Annotated in this window: 16 protein-coding genes; 8 read left to right on the top strand and 8 right to left on the bottom strand. The window is 43.9% G+C overall.

Going from position 1 to position 17,091, the window contains the following annotated elements; genetic code table 11:
- The 8 genes from CHU92_RS04470 to CHU92_RS04435 form a co-directional block, all read right to left on the bottom strand.
- A partial coding sequence (locus tag CHU92_RS04470) for an AMP-binding protein (protein WP_165764583.1) occupies positions 1-605 on the bottom strand: 605 nt, incomplete at its 3' end.
- Between the two features lie 92 nt (positions 606-697).
- Positions 698-1,078, bottom strand: coding sequence for a response regulator transcription factor (locus CHU92_RS04465; RefSeq protein WP_094413022.1), 381 nt, complete (start codon positions 1,076-1,078; stop codon positions 698-700).
- Positions 1,079-1,080: 2 nt separating this feature from the next.
- Complete coding sequence (locus CHU92_RS04460) at positions 1,081-3,768, bottom strand: ATP-binding protein (protein WP_094413020.1); 2,688 nt, start codon at positions 3,766-3,768, stop codon at positions 1,081-1,083.
- Between the two features lie 59 nt (positions 3,769-3,827).
- Positions 3,828-3,956 carry a hypothetical protein gene (locus CHU92_RS16175; RefSeq protein ID WP_262494635.1) on the bottom strand — a complete coding sequence of 43 codons (129 nt, stop codon included), beginning with the start codon at positions 3,954-3,956 and terminating at the stop codon, positions 3,828-3,830.
- A gap of 67 nt (positions 3,957-4,023) precedes the next feature.
- Positions 4,024-4,245, bottom strand: a complete 222-nt coding sequence (locus CHU92_RS04450) for a DUF6814 family protein (protein WP_094413018.1) — start codon at positions 4,243-4,245, stop codon at positions 4,024-4,026.
- Between the two features lie 12 nt (positions 4,246-4,257).
- Complete coding sequence (locus CHU92_RS04445) at positions 4,258-5,793, bottom strand: MFS transporter (RefSeq protein WP_094413016.1); 1,536 nt, start codon at positions 5,791-5,793, stop codon at positions 4,258-4,260.
- A gap of 19 nt (positions 5,794-5,812) precedes the next feature.
- Positions 5,813-7,189: a porin gene (locus CHU92_RS04440; protein WP_094413014.1), complete on the bottom strand. Its 1,377-nt coding sequence runs from the start codon at positions 7,187-7,189 to the stop codon at positions 5,813-5,815.
- Positions 7,190-7,288: 99 nt separating this feature from the next.
- Positions 7,289-7,708 (bottom strand): IS1/IS1595 family N-terminal zinc-binding domain-containing protein, encoded by a 420-nt coding sequence (locus CHU92_RS04435; protein ID WP_094413012.1) that lies wholly within the window; start codon positions 7,706-7,708, stop codon positions 7,289-7,291.
- Between the two features lie 269 nt (positions 7,709-7,977).
- Here CHU92_RS04435 and CHU92_RS04430 point away from each other — a divergent pair, with 269 nt between their 5' ends.
- The 8 genes from CHU92_RS04430 to CHU92_RS04395 all read left to right on the top strand — a co-directional run bounded on the left by CHU92_RS04430 (position 7,978) and on the right by CHU92_RS04395 (position 17,004).
- A complete protein-coding gene (locus CHU92_RS04430) occupies positions 7,978-8,595 on the top strand; it encodes a flavin reductase family protein (RefSeq protein ID WP_094413010.1) in 618 nt (205 codons plus the stop codon).
- Positions 8,592-10,904: an oxidoreductase gene (locus CHU92_RS04425; RefSeq protein WP_094413008.1), complete on the top strand. Its 2,313-nt coding sequence runs from the start codon at positions 8,592-8,594 to the stop codon at positions 10,902-10,904. Before CHU92_RS04430 ends, CHU92_RS04425 begins: the two co-directional genes overlap by 4 nt.
- An 11-nt stretch (positions 10,905-10,915) precedes the next feature.
- The gene (locus CHU92_RS04420; RefSeq protein WP_094413006.1) at positions 10,916-12,532 is read left to right on the top strand and encodes an AMP-binding protein; all 1,617 of its coding nucleotides are present in this window, start codon (positions 10,916-10,918) and stop codon (positions 12,530-12,532) included.
- Entirely contained in the window at positions 12,533-12,970 is a 438-nt protein-coding gene (locus CHU92_RS04415) for an acyl-CoA thioesterase (RefSeq protein ID WP_094413004.1), read from the top strand.
- 68 nt (positions 12,971-13,038) lie between these two features.
- Complete coding sequence (locus CHU92_RS04410) at positions 13,039-14,028, top strand: carbon-nitrogen hydrolase family protein (protein ID WP_094413002.1); 990 nt, start codon at positions 13,039-13,041, stop codon at positions 14,026-14,028.
- A gap of 127 nt (positions 14,029-14,155) precedes the next feature.
- Positions 14,156-15,256: a cupin domain-containing protein gene (locus CHU92_RS04405; protein WP_094413000.1), complete on the top strand. Its 1,101-nt coding sequence runs from the start codon at positions 14,156-14,158 to the stop codon at positions 15,254-15,256.
- 71 nt (positions 15,257-15,327) lie between these two features.
- On the top strand, positions 15,328-16,251 hold the full coding sequence (locus tag CHU92_RS04400) for a fumarylacetoacetate hydrolase family protein (protein WP_094412998.1): 924 nt from the start codon (positions 15,328-15,330) through the stop codon (positions 16,249-16,251).
- On the top strand, positions 16,252-17,004 hold the full coding sequence (locus CHU92_RS04395) for a maleate cis-trans isomerase family protein (protein WP_094412996.1): 753 nt from the start codon (positions 16,252-16,254) through the stop codon (positions 17,002-17,004).
- Positions 17,005-17,091 lie beyond the last annotated feature (87 nt).

Raw genomic sequence — 17,091 nt, 5'->3', positions numbered from 1 at the left:
TTTTCTACTGTATCACATTTTTCAAGCGCTTCATCAATTATCCCTTTGAGGTCTATTGTTTTATTGCCCCTGTAGCCCCCATCGGATGTAATCACCATCCTGGACTGGCAGTCGGAAATCCTTGATGCTACTGCTGATGCCGAAAAGCCTGCAAAAACAACCGAATGTATAGCCCCAATCCTTGCACAGGCCAGTATGGATATAGCCAGTTCCGGAATCATGGGCAGGTAAATACAAACCCTGTCGCCTTTTTTTATACCCTGGTACCTTAGTACATTTGCCATTTTTGACACGCGATCATATAATTCATTATATGAGATATGCTGTGCAGGCTCATCAGGATTATTGGGTTCAAATAAAATAGCTGTTTTATCGCCACGTTTTGCAAGATGCCTGTCGATACAGTTCTTGGTAATATTCACTTTAGCATTGAGGAACCATTTTACATCGGCTTCCTGCATGTCAAACTCTACAACTTTATCCCATTTTTGATACCATGTAAAATTTTCATCAGCTATGCGTTCCCAAAATTTTCGTGGCTCCCGGATTGATTTATTGTAATGTTTAAAATATTGTTCTAAATTCTTTACTTTATAATAACTCATGTCCTTAAATTTATGTTATTTCATAATGTAAATATATTAAATCAAGTAATAGGAAACTGTGTATTTATGCAAGATTGATATATACAAGAATATTACTCCCCGTCAGCCTCCTGATGCAGTAGATGGTTTACCTGGTCAACCAGTTTTTTTATTGAGAAAGGTTTTGTCATATATAAATCAGCGCCAAGGGCAAGGCCTTTTTCGATATCACTTTCTTTATTCTTTGCAGAAAGGAAAATAACTTTACAATTGTTTAATTTTTCATCAAGTTTAACCTGCTCAAGCGTGGCATAACCATCAACCATAGGCATCATAATATCCAGTATGATTACGTCGGGTTGCCGGACTTTGAGTATATCCAGTGCTTCCTGCCCGTCCCTTGCAATGAATACTTCAAAATTATTTTTCTTGAATGTATACTCAAGAGACATTACAATATTGGGTTCATCATCTACAATCAGTATTTTTTTCATTTTTATATTGGTTTTACAGGTAGGTTAAACAATATCCGCGCACCGCCATCAGGGCAGTTTTCTGCCCATATTTTTCCTTTATGATGCTCAATTATCTGCCGGCTGATAGCCAGGCCAAGGCCACTGCCCACAGGCTTTTTTATATTTTGGTTATCCGACTGATAAAATTTATCAAAAATATTATCCATATCGCCCTGGTTTATCCCTTTGCCATTGTCAGTAAATGCAACCGTCACATAATCATCAGCTTTTTGAATGTTTATTATAATTTTACCATTAGTTTCAGGACAGAACTTTATAGCATTAGACAATAGGTTTGTGGCTACCTGTATAATCCGGTCTTCATCATAATAGGCTTCAACACTACCGCTTTGTACAGTAACCGTGATGCCTTTGTTCTTTATAAGCTGCTGCAACGGCTCTATAGCTTTTTGTATTGTGGCGGCAATATTATTTGGCGCAGGATGGATTGTTTGCTTCCCGGTTTCAAATTTTTCAAGGTCAAGGATTTTGTCAATCAGCCTGTTGAGCCTGTCAGATTCGGAAATGATATTTTGGAGGAACTGTTTTTTTAGCGGATCAGGTATATCGTCATCATCATGCAATATTTCGCTTGCGGCCTTAATAGCGGTTATAGGGGTACGCAATTCGTGTGTCACAGTGTCCAGGAACTCATCCTTTTGCCTGTCTTTCCAGAGTAGTTTTTCATTTGCCTGCTGTAGCTGTGCCGTTATGGCTTTTAGCTCGTTAGAAGTCTCTGTGAGTTTTTTGTTAATGATAATGTTTTCTTTTGATTCTTCAAGTATCTTTAGCACCTCCGGCAGGGTAATTTCTTCTTCCTTAACAACGCTTGATATAAGTATTTTTGCTGATGCGGTACCTATATGTCCCGTGAGCAGGTTTTCGGCAAATTTTATGAGCCTTGCATCGGCCATTTCCTGATTGTTGTCGACTCCATATTTTGTATTAAAAATAGTGAGGGCACGCCTTGTCCGTTCTTCTCCGAGGAAACGCTTCAGTATTTTTTGTATATCTGTTTTATATGCTGTCCCTTTCCATATAAAAGCATTTTCATGCATAGTAATATATTTATCAATATCCACAAACATCTCAGCATAATTACGTTCCCTGTAATTGCCTTTAAAGCTCACGGAAACTGCCATATAGGCAAGGGTATTAAAAAAAAGGCTCCAAAATAAGGCATGAGGTACAGGCGTTAGGTAGTCCAGACCGAACAATGCCAGCGGCTTTAGCAGGGAAATGCCATATAAGCCTTCGGTGTTAAAAGTGCTGCTGATGTTGGTAATGCCATTAGCATATGGCACAAGCAGTGTATAAGTACACACCATGAACCCAATAATCATTCCTGTTACCGCACCGCCCTGCGAACCCCTACGCCAGAATATCGCACCGAAAAATGAAGGTGCCAGCTGCGCTATAACTACAAATGAAACCAGTCCTATGGAAAAAAGGTCATAGTCAAGCACGATGGCACGATAAATAAAATACGAAAGCAATATGAGGCAGAAAATACTCAGCTTCCTGATATTGACAATACGCCTGGTATTTTCTTTCTGTTCACCGGACTTCAGGGTCCCGAGAAAACCATAAGGGATGAGTATGTTGTTACTTACCATAGTGGAAAGCCCGATGGATGAGACTACAATCATGGAAATTGCTGCCGAAAAGCCACCCAGGAATACGAGCACCGTCAGCACCTGGTTATCAAAATACTGCGGGATAAGCAGCGAATAGGTATCCGGGTTCACCTCAGTATTGCTAAACAATATATTGCCACCCCATGCCACAGGATAGACAAATATATTGATAGCCAGCAGGTAGAGCGGAAACAGCCAGACCGCTGTTTTTATATGGCTTTCGCGGTTGTTTTCTATAACGCCCATCTGGAACTGCCTGGGCAGCAAAAAAATGGCAAACAAAGACAACAGGCAGAAGAAGAACCAGTTCACTGCCTGTGTGAGCCCGCCGATAGTGTTCTTTTTATTAAAATCTTCCAGTTGAACAGCCTTGCTGTATATGTCATCAAAGCCATCAAAAACAAAAAAGGTGACATAAAGCCCCACCAGGATAAAGAAAAACAGTTTTAAAACCGATTCCATGGCTACAGCTGTTACAATGCCTTTCCTTTTTTCTGAGGCATCCACATAGCGGGTACCATAATAAGATGAAAAAAGTGCAAGCGCAATAGCTACATATGTTGTGGTATCATACAAAAAATTTGAGCTGGCCTCAGTACGGGTAACCACGTGAAATGTTTCGGCAATAGCTTTTAGCTGCAGGGCTATATAGGGCAATATTCCAAATAAGCAGATAAAAGTGACCAAAGCTCCCACAAACCTGCTGTTGCCGTACCGGAGTGAAATAAAATCAGCAATGCTTGAGATTTTATTAAGCCTTGATATACGGATTATTTTACGCAGTATAATTATCCATGCGGGTATGATTATCACAGGGCCTATATATACCGGCAGATAATTCAACCCTGATGTTGCCGCTACGCCGATACTGCCATAATAGGTCCAGGCTGTACAATAAACTGCCAGTGAAAGCGAGTATATATAAGGATTATTTGCCCACCGGCTGTTGGCTTTTTTTTCTGCCCAATGTGCTATAAAAAACAGCAATGCCAGGTAAAGTGACAGTATTATTAACAGAGATATGCTACTCATTATACCTTTTTATTACCCAGAATGACAAAATTACTGAACATGCCCATACGGAAAAAAAATTAGATATACACTGCCGGAATACCAAGTATGGGTGTGGCACTATCAAAAAGCAGCATGATGGGGATGTTAAAGGCCAGTACCAAAAAAATGGATAGAATAACCAGCTTCTGTTCGTGTCTTTTTTTCATATACAACTATAAAAACCAAAGCTCCCGGCAGTACCGGAAGCTATTGGCCTATATTAAATATTTATTGTTAAACATCATCATATTCTCCTTTAAGGGAATAGTAACCAAATGTACCCAGGCCCGATACTATCAAAGGGGTCAGTACAAATAATATTATTATCCCGAAGACCAGGTCATCCTGCTTTCCTGTGGCAAATTTTGGTAAACCGAAAATAAAGATACAAAAATATGCTGCCGCTGCTGCTAATGCGAGCCATACAAGTCCTAAAATTCTTTTTATTGCATTCATAAGTATATTTTTTTAATCGTGATTAACAGTGTTTTTGGTCCTCAGGTACACCATGCCAATGACAAAGCTAATACCCGCAATAATAATAGGATACCACAATCCCTCAAGATAAAAAGCAGTATCTCCATTTTCTTTGGCGTTTGTAGCCAGGTAAGTGGATATGGCCGGAAGCAGTCCGCCAAATATACCGTTGCCAACATGATAAGGCAGGGACATGGATGTGTAGCGAATCTTCACAGGAAACATTTCTACTAAAAATGCCGCTATAGGCCCATAAACCATTGTAACAAAAATCACCTGTATAAACACAAGGAAAATCAGTGTCCATTTATCTGTTTCATTAATTGTAATGATGGTTTTTGTATCAGATTTTACTATTCCGCCTTCCATAACAGGATTTCCATTTTCCAGTTTTATTGTTTTTACTTGTTTCCACATAGTACCATCAGTATAGGCCTTGGTAGTTGTATAGATTGAGTCACTTACCCCCGGCTTATTTTCTTTAACAGTGGCCTCAGAAATTGTTTGGCCTGTGATTTCTGTTTTATGCTCTATATTGGTAGTATTATACATTTTATCATATATAGGGCGATATAGCAGTATGGCGAGCAACATTCCGGTCATCATTACCATTTTGCGGCCAACCTTGTCGCTAAGCCAGCCGAACACTACAAAAAAGGGCGTGCCAAAAAGCAGGGCTATACCCAGAAGCCCATCTACCTGAGATGAATCGATAAACATCACTGTTTTAAGGAAGCTCATAGCATAAAACTGCCCGGTGTACCATACCACACCCTGGCCCATGGCAGCCCCAAACAAGGCTAGCAATACAAACTTAAGGTTATATTTATTGCCAAAACTTTCTTTTAATGGATTGGCGCTGGTTTTGCCTTCTGCTTTTGCTTTTGCAAACTCCGGCGACTCATGCATTTTCTGACGGATAACATATGACACCAGCACCATCAGGATAGATATCCAGAAAGGAACCCTCCAGCCCCATTGGTCAAATTCCTCAGGAGACAGTACTGCCCTTGTAAGGAGGATAACCATGAGTGAAATGAATAGCCCGAAGGTAGCTGTAGTCTGTATCCACGAAGTCCAGTAACCCCTTTGGCCTTTTGGGGCATGTTCGGCTACGTAAGTAGCGGCGCCGCCATATTCCCCTCCTAAAGCCAGGCCCTGCAGCAGCCTGAGTATCAGGACTGCTAATGGCGCCAGGAACCCAATAGATTCATAACTGGGGATGCAGCCTATTAAAAACGTGGCGCCACCCATAAGCAGCAGAGTAACCATAAACGTATATTTTCGGCCTATTATATCGCCAAGCCTGCCGAAAAATAAAGCACCGAAAGGCCGCACCACAAAACCTGCCGCAAAAGTAGCCAGCGTGGACAGGAAAGCCGCTGTAGGATTGTCTGATGGAAAAAATTTGGTTGATATTACTACCGCAAGGCTACCGAAAATATAAAAATCATACCACTCAATCAGTGTACCGAGAGATGAGGCTGTGATAACCTTCCATATCCCTTTTGTTGAAGTATTGCTCATGTGTAATGTAATTTAAAGATTATAAATAAATGTGAAGCTGAACGATAAACTCGCCTTTAGAAGTTTTTGTATCAGGCGCAGTATATACCGGACGTGTTGAGTACTGCGCAGTTATTTTTGAATGGTGGCCGTCTATATAAAAATTGGTTCCAACGTCAAATTGTGAACTTGCTTTTTCCAGCGCCTCAAAGTTTTTATAGGTATAGGCGGCAAAAGGCTGTATCCTTACTACAGGCTTATCAGCTGCATTAGGCAGCAGGAAACCGGCCTGTGTATACCAGATAGTACCTGTGCCTATCATAGGCTGTGCATTGCCGGGGCCGGCCAAAGCTGTACTGCCTGTAAATGCAGGATTAGCCGAACCTTCGTTCATGATGCCTATATTCCGGAGATAATTAGGGCCAAAATCATAGTTATAAAAAACGCTGTAAGCAGTTACGGCCATTTTATTTTTACGGTCGCCTAGGGGCAAGTCAGCAAAAACATCGGCAGCAAAAAGGTTTATATTGTGTTTTTTAATAACACCCCCTACCGAAGTCCTTGTCCCGTCAGGGGCAGAATAAAAGCCTGCACCGATATTAAAGACCTTTTTACTGCCAAGATAGCTGCCAACCTTATAAGGTAAAAGGTTAGCCTCCTGGTCAAGGAACTGGTATTCTATATAGCCTGCCTTCGACCATTTTGTATTACCGTTATTATCAACAGCTACTGCTTTGCTCTCATTGGGCGCATCAACAGGGGTCAGATTTGTGGCAAAAGGTTTGTTATAGCTGAAGCGATACTCCAGCTTACCGTATTTACCCTTAGCAAATATACCTCCCTGCCTTGCAAACTGGTCTGAAAACTCAATCAGCGGCCAGTTGAAAATAGGGGCATCAAGCGTTAAAAAATTAAGTGTTGATGCCATGGTCATCCGTGAAAGGCCCATATAGTAATGAAGCCCCGCCCCAATCGTGAGGCTGAATTTTTTACCGGGTTCAGGCAGCACTATGGCATATTCGTTCCAGGCATCATGAAAAAATAGCCCCGGCTTTTTGCCCTGACCATACCCGCCGGTACCCGCACTGCCAGCCGCCCCGCCGTTAGTAAAGGTCTGGTTATTAATACCGAAGTGTGTAAGTATAAGGTAACGCTTGGAAATTTGCGCATAAAACAGCATCCTTAGCCTCCGGTTACCAATATCGGTTGCAGATGAAGCTTCTTCCCCGTTTATTACGGTACCCGGATTCATGTCAGAAGAACGGAACCATATCTGGTTCCAGGCTATCATCCTCATGTACTTACTGCCGGTGGTGTCCAGATTAAATTTAAGCCCGGATCCATACTCTGATGAACCCTGCGAGAATCCTGCAGTGCCTAAAAGCAGCAGGCAGGCCATTGTGTAGATTTTTTTCATAACATTTCGGAAATTGGTTGTTAGTCATTGCTGGTGCCAAATTCTAAAAATGTTACGGATAGATTATTTTCAGGTATATTTTTTTGTAAATAAGTATAGTTAATTTTTAAAACGCTCCCATTTTATAAGCATAAATTTATCACCAAGCTCCGTTATAATCATACCTGCACCAGACAGCTGTTCCTTATTTTTTAAATATTCAACCAGTTCGGCGTGATTATATATACGGTAAGTAGGGTGATAATCTCCATGCGAAGGCTTTTTTACCCTGAATTCCTTTACCCAGTTGCTAACAGTAACATGGGAAACCCCTATGATCCTTTCAATCTCACGATAGCTTAGCCCTTCCAGATAAAGCTGCAACGCTTTAGTGACATAGTAATTGTCAATTTTCTTCCCAATCTTGTTAACCGTAAAATAATAATTACATTTCTTGCACAGGTAACGCTGCCGGGCGTTAATTATACCACTTTTTACAATCTTATTATTCTGGCATTTCGGGCAGGCTAAAAGTTCCATGTATACTATTTTTGCATAAATATAATAAATTAGCAAATATATAAAATCATTTTTTTTAAAATATTACGATTTTAATTTTGTAATATTAATTTTTGTACCGCTAATTTTGCAATATAGATATTTTTTTAAAAGTTAAGTTAGGATGTACCTGTGCGGCTAAACTTAAAAGATTTCGAATCTTTATAAATCATGATGCTGCTAAAGGCTGCAAATAATTAATTTTTTTTAATTTTATTTCGTTTTATTTACAAAATGTACAATTACAAAAAATGAAAATTGACCCGCTCCTCACAGATAATAAAAACATATATAAAATTTTGACAGGCACTGTGATTCCCCGCCCAATAGGCTGGATTTCCAGCATCAGCGAAAGCGGGATACCCAACCTTGCGCCTTTTTCATTTTTTAATGCCGTTGGTGAAGATCCGCCTCACGTAATGTTCTCCACCGTACGTACGGGAAACACCAATAAAGACACTCTAAACAATGTACTGGCCACAAAGCAGTTTGTGGTAAACATGGCTACGGAAGAATTAGTGGAGGCCATGAACAATACCTCCATTAACCTGCCGCCGGAAGGGAATGAATTTGAATATGCCGGATTAACAGCTATCCCTTCTGATCTGGTTAAACCACCAAGAGTAGCCGAAAGCCCGATACATTTTGAATGTGAGCTGGTACACCACTACAGCCTTGAAGGGCATAAAGATGGCGGCGCCACTATCATGATTGGAAGAATTGTAATGTTTCATGTTGATGACTCGGTGCTGTTGGATGATTTTAAGATTAACAGGGAAACCTATAAGCCCATAGCCCGCCTTGAAGGCTGGAATTATGCAAAGCTGGGCGAGGTTTTTTCGATAAAAAGGCCATTTATAAAACAATGAAAATAACGGTTATAGGCGGAGGCCCGGGAGGGCTATATTTCTCGATTTTGCTTAAGAAGGCAATGCCTCACTGCGATATTAACATATATGAGCGCAACAGGGCCGATGACTCTTTTGGCTTCGGCGTGGTGTTCTCTGATGAAACGCTCAGCGAATTCCTGACACGTGACCCACAGTCCTACGAGCTGATACGCAGCCGCTTTGCCTACTGGAATGAACTTGATGTAGCCCGCGATGGTGAAAAAGTACGTATAACAGGAAATGGCTTCTGTGGATGCTCCAGAAAAACATTATTACAGTTATTACAGGAACGTTGCCGTGAAGAGGGTGTGCATCTCCATTTTGAAGCTAATGTAGACGATTTAAGCCGCTATCAGGATTCAGACATAATAGTAGCTGCTGATGGCATCAACAGCGCTATACGTGAAAAATATGCAGCCCGTTTCGGTACTGAGACAGAATTAAAAACTAACCGTTTCGTATGGCTCGGCTCCACAAAGCCACTGGATGCATTCACCTACTTTTTCAGGAATACGCCATACGGGGTTATAGTTGCGCATACCTACCAGTATGAACAGGGCATGAGTACCTGGATTTTTGAAACTACTGATGAAACCTGGCAAAGGGCCGGTTTTAGTGTTACTGACGAAGAAAGTACAATAGCTATACTTTCTGAATTATTCAGGGAAGAACTGGATGGCCACGGCCTAATATCCAACCGTTCGCACTGGAGGCAGTTCCCGGTCATTACCAATAAAAAATGGAGCCACAACAACATTGTTTTGCTTGGCGATGCCAAGGCTACGGCCCATTACTCTATCGGCTCGGGTACCAAACTGGCTATGGAATGCGCTATTGCACTGGCTGATTCGGTAATAAAATATAAAGATGATACACAGGCTGTTTTCGGGCATTACGAGAAGCTGCGCCGCAACCGCGTGGAAATGATACAGCATGCGGCTAACGTGTCACTGCAATGGTTTGAAGATATGGACAGGCATATTAAACACCCGTTCATGCAGTTTGCCTTTAGCGTGATGACCCGTGCCAAAAAAGTAACTTTTGAAAACCTGGCGTTGCGCGATACATCATTTACACAAAAAGTGCTGGCTGAATTTAACAGCAGTATAGCAGACAGCACGCCTGCAACGCCCGCTGCATTTACCCTATTTTCATTGCGGGGGATGGTGCTGGACAACCGTATCGTAATGAGCCCTATGGAGCAGTATTCGGCTAAAGAAGGTGTGGTGACCGACTGGCACCTCACCCACTATGGCAGCCGGGCAACGGGCGGTGTAGGCCTGATAATTACCGAAGCAACGGCTATATCGCCTACCGGGAGAATTACTTTAGGATGTCCTGGCATTTGGTCTAAAGAACAGGTGGTTAGCTGGAGAAGGGTTACTGATTTTATCCATGAAAACAGCCATACAAAAATAGCTGTGCAAATTGGCCATTCCGGCCGTAAGGGTGCCGTGAAATTGCCCTGGGAAGGCAGTAATGAACCATTAGATAATGCCTGGGGATTGCTAAGCGCCTCACCCATTGCTTTTAATGATAAGATGGCCGTACCGCACGAAATGACCACGGAAGACATGGACATTATAACCCATGAATTTGAAAACGCTGCCCGCAATGCTGACGAGGCCGGATTTGACATGATAGAGCTGCAGGCGCATCATGGCTTCCTTTTGGCATCGTTCCTGTCGCCACTCACCAATATGCGTACTGATGAATATGGCGGCAGCATTGATAACAGGCTGAAATTCCCGCTAAGGGTATTCAAAACTATAAGAGCGATATTCCCCCCTGAAAAGCCAATGAGTGTCAGGATATCAGCTCATGACTGGGCTGAGGGAGGTATTACTGAAGAAGATGTAATTGCCATAGCCGAAGCCTTCAAAAAAGCCGGGGCAGATATTATAAACGTATCTACTGGATTAACCGTAGGATATCAAAAACCTGCAATAGGCCGCATGTGGCAAACGCCGTTTAGCGACATGGTGAGGAACACGGTTAATGTACCTACCATAACCGCAGGTTACATACAGGACATAGACCAGATTAATACCATACTGCTAAACGGCCGTGCTGACCTTGTTGCATTAGGTAAAACCTTGCTGCTGGATCCTTCATTCGTGCGTAATGCGCAGGCGTATGAGTTGTATAAAGTACAAGACCTTAATTCGGTAGGTATCCCGAAGCAGTATATGTCGGCTGCCTCGCATTTGTACCCTTACGTAAACGGCCAGCGCAAAGTTATGGAAGGAATGAAGAAGGCACTGAAACCGCTCACACATAAAAAGTAATATTCGCAGCCATGAAAAATTACGAAGATAATTTTGCACACGACCACCTACCCCACCCTTCGCTAATGGCCAGGTGCTTTACCGGGCATCCTGATTTTGAATTTCCGCAGGATCTCAATTGTGTAGAAAGGCTTCTGGACAGGCATATTGCTGAAGGTAACGGAGAAAGGATTGCAATCCGCACATTTACAGCTACATGGACATATAATGAACTATACGAAAAGGCAAACCAGGTAGCGCATGTGCTTAGGGAAAACCTGGATTTCATACCGGGTAACCGGGTGCTGATACGTTCGGCAAATAACCCAATGTACGTAGCATGCTGGTTTGGTATTTTAAAAGCAGGCGGGATTGTGGTGGCAACCATGCCGCTGCTTCGTGAAAAAGAGCTGGGTGTAATGATTGAATGTGCCGAAATATCGCATGCTTTCTGCGATTATGCGCTGGAAGAAGCCCTTACGGCTGTTGAGTCGCCCTTTCTTAAACATATCATTACTTTTGACGGCAGCGGTGAAGAGGTTTCAAAGCTGGAGACGTTAACAGGGAATAAACCTAAAACATTTGATAATCACCCCACAAAAGCTGACTCGCTTGCTATTATTGGGTTTACCTCAGGCACTACTGGCAAGCCGAAAATGACATCACACTATCATAAGGACATACTCCTGATCTGCGAGGCGTTTCCAAAACATTGCCTTCAGCCCACACCTGATGATATTTTTACAGGAAGCCCGCCCCTTGGTTTTACCTTTGGCCTGGGAGGGCTTGTGTTGTTTCCATTCTATTTCGGCGCATCAACCTTTTTAATTGAAAAGCCAACACCGGAACTGCTTTTGCAGGCAATACAGGACCATAAGGTAAGCATATGTTTCACCGCCCCTACCGCCTGGCGTGTACTCGCAACCAAAGTGAAGGGTTTTGATATATCTTCACTTCGCAAATGTGTGTCAGCGGGTGAAACGCTGCCGCTGAAAGTATGGGAAGACTGGTATAATGCTACAGGTTTAAAAATCATAGACGGCATCGGTTCTACTGAAATACTCCATATATTTATTTCTTCCGATGAAAGTGAGATGCGTCCCGGAGCTACAGGCAAAGCCATAAGAGGCTATGAAGCAAAAATTATTGATGATAAAGGAAATGAAGTTGCTGACGGTACACCCGGCAGGCTCGCGGTTCGCGGCATTACCGGCTGCAAATACCTGAACAGCCCCGAAAAGCAGAAAGAGTACGTGCAGGAGGGCTGGAATATAACAGGTGATATTTTCCGTAAAGACGAAGACGGGTACTTCTGGTTCGTAGCGCGCGGCGATGACATGATTATTTCATCCGGATATAATATAGCGGCCATTGAGGTGGAAAGCGTACTGCTTACGCATGATGACGTTGCTGAATGCGCTGTAGTAGGCATTCCTGATGAAGAGCGCGGTATGCTGGTTTGTGCGTACCTCGTACTGAAAGACAAAAATAAAGCGTCTGCCGAACATGCCAGGCAGATACAGGACTGGTTTAAGGCAGTAGCAGCGCCTTACAAATACCCCAGGGAGATACGCTACGTAGAGGTGTTGCCAAAGACAGAAACGGGAAAAATACAACGGTTTAAATTAAAAAATACGATTACAGCATAAATGGGAAAAGCATTTATTAAGAAAGAAAAAGTACGGTTCCAGCATGTGGATTATGCGGGTATAGTGTTCTACCCCCGTTTTTTGGAAATGCTCAATAACCTTGTTGAGGATTTTTATGAAGAAGCGCTGGGCCAGCCGTTCAAAAATATCCATAAGACAGGGGGTATCCCTACAGTCGACCTGAAAGTTCAATTTAAAAAAGCAGCCCGCCTGGGCGATGAGCTTACCAAATATCTCTGGATAAAAAGGCTGGGGTCCTCTTCTATGCACTGCGGCTTCCGGTTTGAGCATGAAGATACGTCTGTATGCCTTGAAGGTGAAGTGTCATTGGTACGTGTGGATTTTAATGAAAGCAGAGATGACATTAAATCAAGCCCTTTCCCGGATGAGATGCGGGCAAAACTGGAACAATATTTAATTCCGGATATGGGGTTTTAATGCAACTCCAGATTTTTTGATTTCAGATTTCAGGATGGCAATTCAGAATTTATAATTCAAAATACTATATGTTGGATTTACCAAAATTTAAGGCAGCGGCCGTGCAGGCTTCCCCTGTGTTTCTCAACGCAGATGCCACAGTTGACAAAGCATGTAAGCTAATAGCTGAGGCAGCGGGTAATGGCGCAAGCCTGGCAGCTTTCCCGGAGGTTTTTGTGGCGGGCTACCCCTACTGGAACTGGATCATGACACCGGTGCAGGGCAGCAGGTGGTATGAAAAACTATATACTAACGCTATAGCTGTTCCCGGCCCTGAAGTGGACCGTTTGTGCCTGGCCGCAAAAGAAAACAACTGCCATGTTGTAATTGGCATAAATGAAAGAGGGCAAAGCTTTGGTGAGCTATACAACACCAACCTTATTATAGACAATAAAGGCCATCTTATAGGCAAGCACCGCAAGCTGGTGCCAACCTGGGCTGAGAAACTGACCTGGACAGGTGGCGACGGTTCTTCGCTGAAAGTGTATAATACTGAAATAGGCCCTATAGGTACGCTGGCCTGTGGCGAGAATACTAACACTTTAGCCCGGTTTACACTGCTTACACAGGGTGAACTGATACACGTGGCCAACTATATTTCCCTGCCGGTTGCCCCGCCTGACTATAATATGGCCGAAGCTATTAAAATAAGGGCGGCGGCACATTCTTTTGAAGGCAAGCTGTTTACTATTGTGTCATGCTCTACTGTGAGCAAAGAGATTATTGATATTATGAAAGAGGATGTGCCAAATGCGGAAGAGCTGCTCACCAGAAAGAATAGCGCCTTTTCAGGATTTATAGGCCCGAATGGCGCGGTTATAGGCGAACCGCTTATTGATGAAGAAGGTATTGTGTATGCAGATATAGACCTTTCAAAATGCATACAGCCGAAGCAGATGCACGATATACTGGGGCATTATAACAGGTTTGACATTTTTGACCTGCGGGTAAATACTGCCCCGCGAAAAAATATTACCTTTAGCGATACGCAGGAAGATTTCCGGCACAAAAGGCAATAACTCTTTAGCCCTGACAGAGGCGGTATCCTTTGAGGGACGAAAAGATAAAGCCGATGGCAGGAACAGGGATGGCTGGTGTACCCGGACCATCCGCTACAAAAAATAATAATTTTGATTGTGGAAGTGTATGGAAACAAAGTATGACGACAGTGTTTTAGGCCGTGCCAGGGTACAGGATACCCCGGAACTGGAGGCTTACTACAAAGAACTGGAAAGCCTTGGCGCGGGAGCATTATGGACCGTTGCAAATGATATTGAGCCCTGGGAACCGAGATCATCATCAGTGCCAATGCTTTGGCGGTATGAAGACCTTCGGGAGCTGGTGCTCAGGTCAAGTGAGCTGGTAACCCCGGAACAGGCGGGACGCCGCGTGGTTTACCTTGTGAACGATAAACGCCGCGATGTGAGCGCTGCTGTAGGGTGGCTCTATACGGGAATACAGGTTACACGCCCGGGAGAAAGCACATCGGCGCACCGGCACAGGGCATCGGCACTGCGCTTTATTATGGAGGGCGAAGGCGGTTACACGGTTGTTGACGGCAACAAGATAATGCTGGAGGTGAATGACTTTGTGATTACCCCAAACAGTACCTGGCACGAGCACGGTGTAGAAGCCGGAGGCAAAACCTGCATCTGGCAGGACGGGCTTGATATTCCGCTGGTAAACGCGCTGGAAGCCAATGATTATGCCGTATATGACGGCAAGCAGCCTCTCATTGCTCCGGTTAATCACTCGCCTTTAACCTATAGCGGTGTGGGCCTTGTACCGGCTGATAGTGACTGGGATAAGCCCTACTCACCCCTGTTTAAATACTCATGGAAAAAGGTGTACCCTGCCCTGCTGGAAGCAGCAAAGGTTAATGAAGGCTCTCCTTATGATGGTATCCTGATGCATTATACCAACCCCAAAACAGGAGGCCACGTTATGCAGACCATGGGCGCTTCCATACAGCTGTTGCGTCCGGCTGAGCATACGCTGGCGCATAAACACACCGGCTCTTTTGTATACCAGTGCGCTAAAGGCCGTGGCTACTCCATTATCGACGGCAAGCGCTACGACTGGAAGGAAAGGGATATCTTTTGTATACCCTCATGGGCATATCATGAGCATGTAAACCTGAGTGAAACTGAAGACGCCTGCCTGTTCTCGTTCCATGACCTGCCGGTTATTGAGTCACTTGGGCTGTACCAGGAAAAAGTACACCCGGAGGGAAGGCAGGTTTTATAGCCACAAGTCTGAAGTCTAAAGTCTAAAGTCTAAAGCAAAAACAATCAACAAATAAACCTATCAACTTAAGAATGAAATTAGTTACCTACCGCATTAACCATACCCCTGCCCGACTTGGTTTTATTGAGGAAAACATGGTTATCGACATACAAAAATTAGCTCAGCTTAAAGCTATGCACATGCCTGATAACATGCTGGATTTTATAGACTTAGGCATTGAGGGTGTAAAACAGGTGGTTCAGCTTTACAATACTGCTACTAAAGAAGAACTGCTTGATACTTCAATCCCTGTTGGCAATGCCACGCTTATGGCACCCATACCAAGGCCACGGAAAAACATTTTTGGCATAGGCCTTAACTATACAGAACACGTGGCGGAGTCAGCCCGTACACTGGATACTTCTAAAGAATTGCCACAACAGCCTGTAATATTCTCCAAGCCGCCAAGTGCCGTGATTGGTACGGAGGGCGACATCATCCATAACCAAAAAATTACCCAACAGCTTGATTATGAAGTAGAGTTGGCCGTAATTATTGGCAAAGGCGGTAAAAATATAGCTAAAGAAAACGCCATGGACCATGTATATGGCTATACGGTGATAAACGATATCAGCGCCCGTGACTGCCGCCGTGCAGGCCAGTGGATCGTATCAAAAGGACAGGATACCTTTGCTCCTATGGGCCCGGTGCTGGTTACCAAAGATGAAATTGAAGACCCGCATAACCTGAACCTCTCACTAAAGCTCAATGGTGTGGAAAAACAAAATTCTAACACAAAATATATGCTGTTCAATATCAATGACCTGATTCATGACCTGAGTACCGTATTTACCCTTGACCCGGGCGATATTATTGCCACAGGAACACCCGCCGGCGTTGGCGCGGGACGTAACCCACAGGAATTTATGTGGCCGGGCGATGTGGTTGAGGCCACAGTAGAAGGCATTGGTACGTTAAAAAACTATATTGTTGATTCTGAAGAAGTAAATAACTAAATGAAAAAGACCTATCGTATTGGCCAAATCGTGCCAAGCAGCAATATAACAATGGAAACAGAGATTCCTGCGCTTTTTAGGGCCAGGGAAACTGTCGCGCCGGAGCGCTTTACCTTCCACTCCAGCCGGATGCGGATGAAAAAGGTGACAAAAGAAGAGCTTGAGGCCATGGATGCGCAGAGCCTTAAATGCGCGCAGGAACTTAGTGATGCCCGTGTTGATGTCATGGGCTATGCCTGCCTTGTGGCGATTATGAGCATGGGCCGGGGCTACCACTGCGTCAGCGAAACCAACCTGCACGGGGAAACCATTAAAAATGATGCCCCTACTCCTGTTGTTACCAGTGCCGGGGCGTTGATAAACGGGCTTAAAGTATTGGGCGCAAAAAAAGTAGCTGTAATAACACCCTATATGAAACCGCTTACACAACTGGTTGTGGATTATATAGAACACCAGGGATTTGAAGTGGTTGACTCCATAGCGTTGGAAATACCCGATAACCTTGAAGTTGCCGCGCAGGACCCTATGAACCTTTTGGAGATTTACAAACGCCTGGACCTTACCGGCGTGGACGTGCTGGTAGCTTCGGCTTGTGTGCAAATGCCTTCGCTTGAGGCTATTGACCTTCTTGAAAAAGAAATCGGCATCCCGGTCACCTCGGCCGCAGTCTGCACAACATACGAAATGCTTAAAAAGCTGGGATTAGACACCAAAGTCCCTATAGGCGGCGCCTTGCTGAGCGGAAAGTATTAGTGCCAGGAGCAGGAAACTACGGCAATACTTGTTATGGCCGGTCCTGCTGTCCACTCTATCTCCCCGCCGCAAAAGCGGGCGGCGGGG

Origin of the sequence: Flavobacterium cyanobacteriorum, assembly GCF_002251835.1 — a bacterium.
GTDB classification, from domain to species: domain Bacteria; phylum Bacteroidota; class Bacteroidia; order Flavobacteriales; family Flavobacteriaceae; genus Flavobacterium; species Flavobacterium cyanobacteriorum.
Note: the sequence above shows the minus strand (reverse complement) of the source record. Positions and strands in the feature narration are given on the sequence as shown.

Bases quoted from the DNA above. Each gene is read 5' to 3' on its own strand.
- CHU92_RS04465 (WP_094413022.1), bottom strand. From the start codon at position 1,078: ATGAAAAAAATACTGATTGTAGATGATGAACCCAATATTGTAATGTCT.
- CHU92_RS04460 (WP_094413020.1), bottom strand. From the start codon at position 3,768: ATGAGTAGCATATCTCTGTTAATAATACTGTCACTTTACCTGGCATTG.
- CHU92_RS16175 (WP_262494635.1), bottom strand. From the start codon at position 3,956: ATGAAAAAAAGACACGAACAGAAGCTGGTTATTCTATCCATTTTTTTG.
- CHU92_RS04450 (WP_094413018.1), bottom strand. From the start codon at position 4,245: ATGAATGCAATAAAAAGAATTTTAGGACTTGTATGGCTCGCATTAGCA.
- CHU92_RS04445 (WP_094413016.1), bottom strand. From the start codon at position 5,793: ATGAGCAATACTTCAACAAAAGGGATATGGAAGGTTATCACAGCCTCA.
- CHU92_RS04440 (WP_094413014.1), bottom strand. From the start codon at position 7,189: ATGAAAAAAATCTACACAATGGCCTGCCTGCTGCTTTTAGGCACTGCA.
- CHU92_RS04435 (WP_094413012.1), bottom strand. From the start codon at position 7,708: ATGGAACTTTTAGCCTGCCCGAAATGCCAGAATAATAAGATTGTAAAA.
- CHU92_RS04430 (WP_094413010.1), top strand. From the start codon at position 7,978: ATGAAAATTGACCCGCTCCTCACAGATAATAAAAACATATATAAAATT.
- CHU92_RS04425 (WP_094413008.1), top strand. From the start codon at position 8,592: ATGAAAATAACGGTTATAGGCGGAGGCCCGGGAGGGCTATATTTCTCG.
- CHU92_RS04420 (WP_094413006.1), top strand. From the start codon at position 10,916: ATGAAAAATTACGAAGATAATTTTGCACACGACCACCTACCCCACCCT.
- CHU92_RS04415 (WP_094413004.1), top strand. From the start codon at position 12,533: ATGGGAAAAGCATTTATTAAGAAAGAAAAAGTACGGTTCCAGCATGTG.
- CHU92_RS04410 (WP_094413002.1), top strand. From the start codon at position 13,039: ATGTTGGATTTACCAAAATTTAAGGCAGCGGCCGTGCAGGCTTCCCCT.
- CHU92_RS04405 (WP_094413000.1), top strand. From the start codon at position 14,156: ATGGAAACAAAGTATGACGACAGTGTTTTAGGCCGTGCCAGGGTACAG.
- CHU92_RS04400 (WP_094412998.1), top strand. From the start codon at position 15,328: ATGAAATTAGTTACCTACCGCATTAACCATACCCCTGCCCGACTTGGT.
- CHU92_RS04395 (WP_094412996.1), top strand. From the start codon at position 16,252: ATGAAAAAGACCTATCGTATTGGCCAAATCGTGCCAAGCAGCAATATA.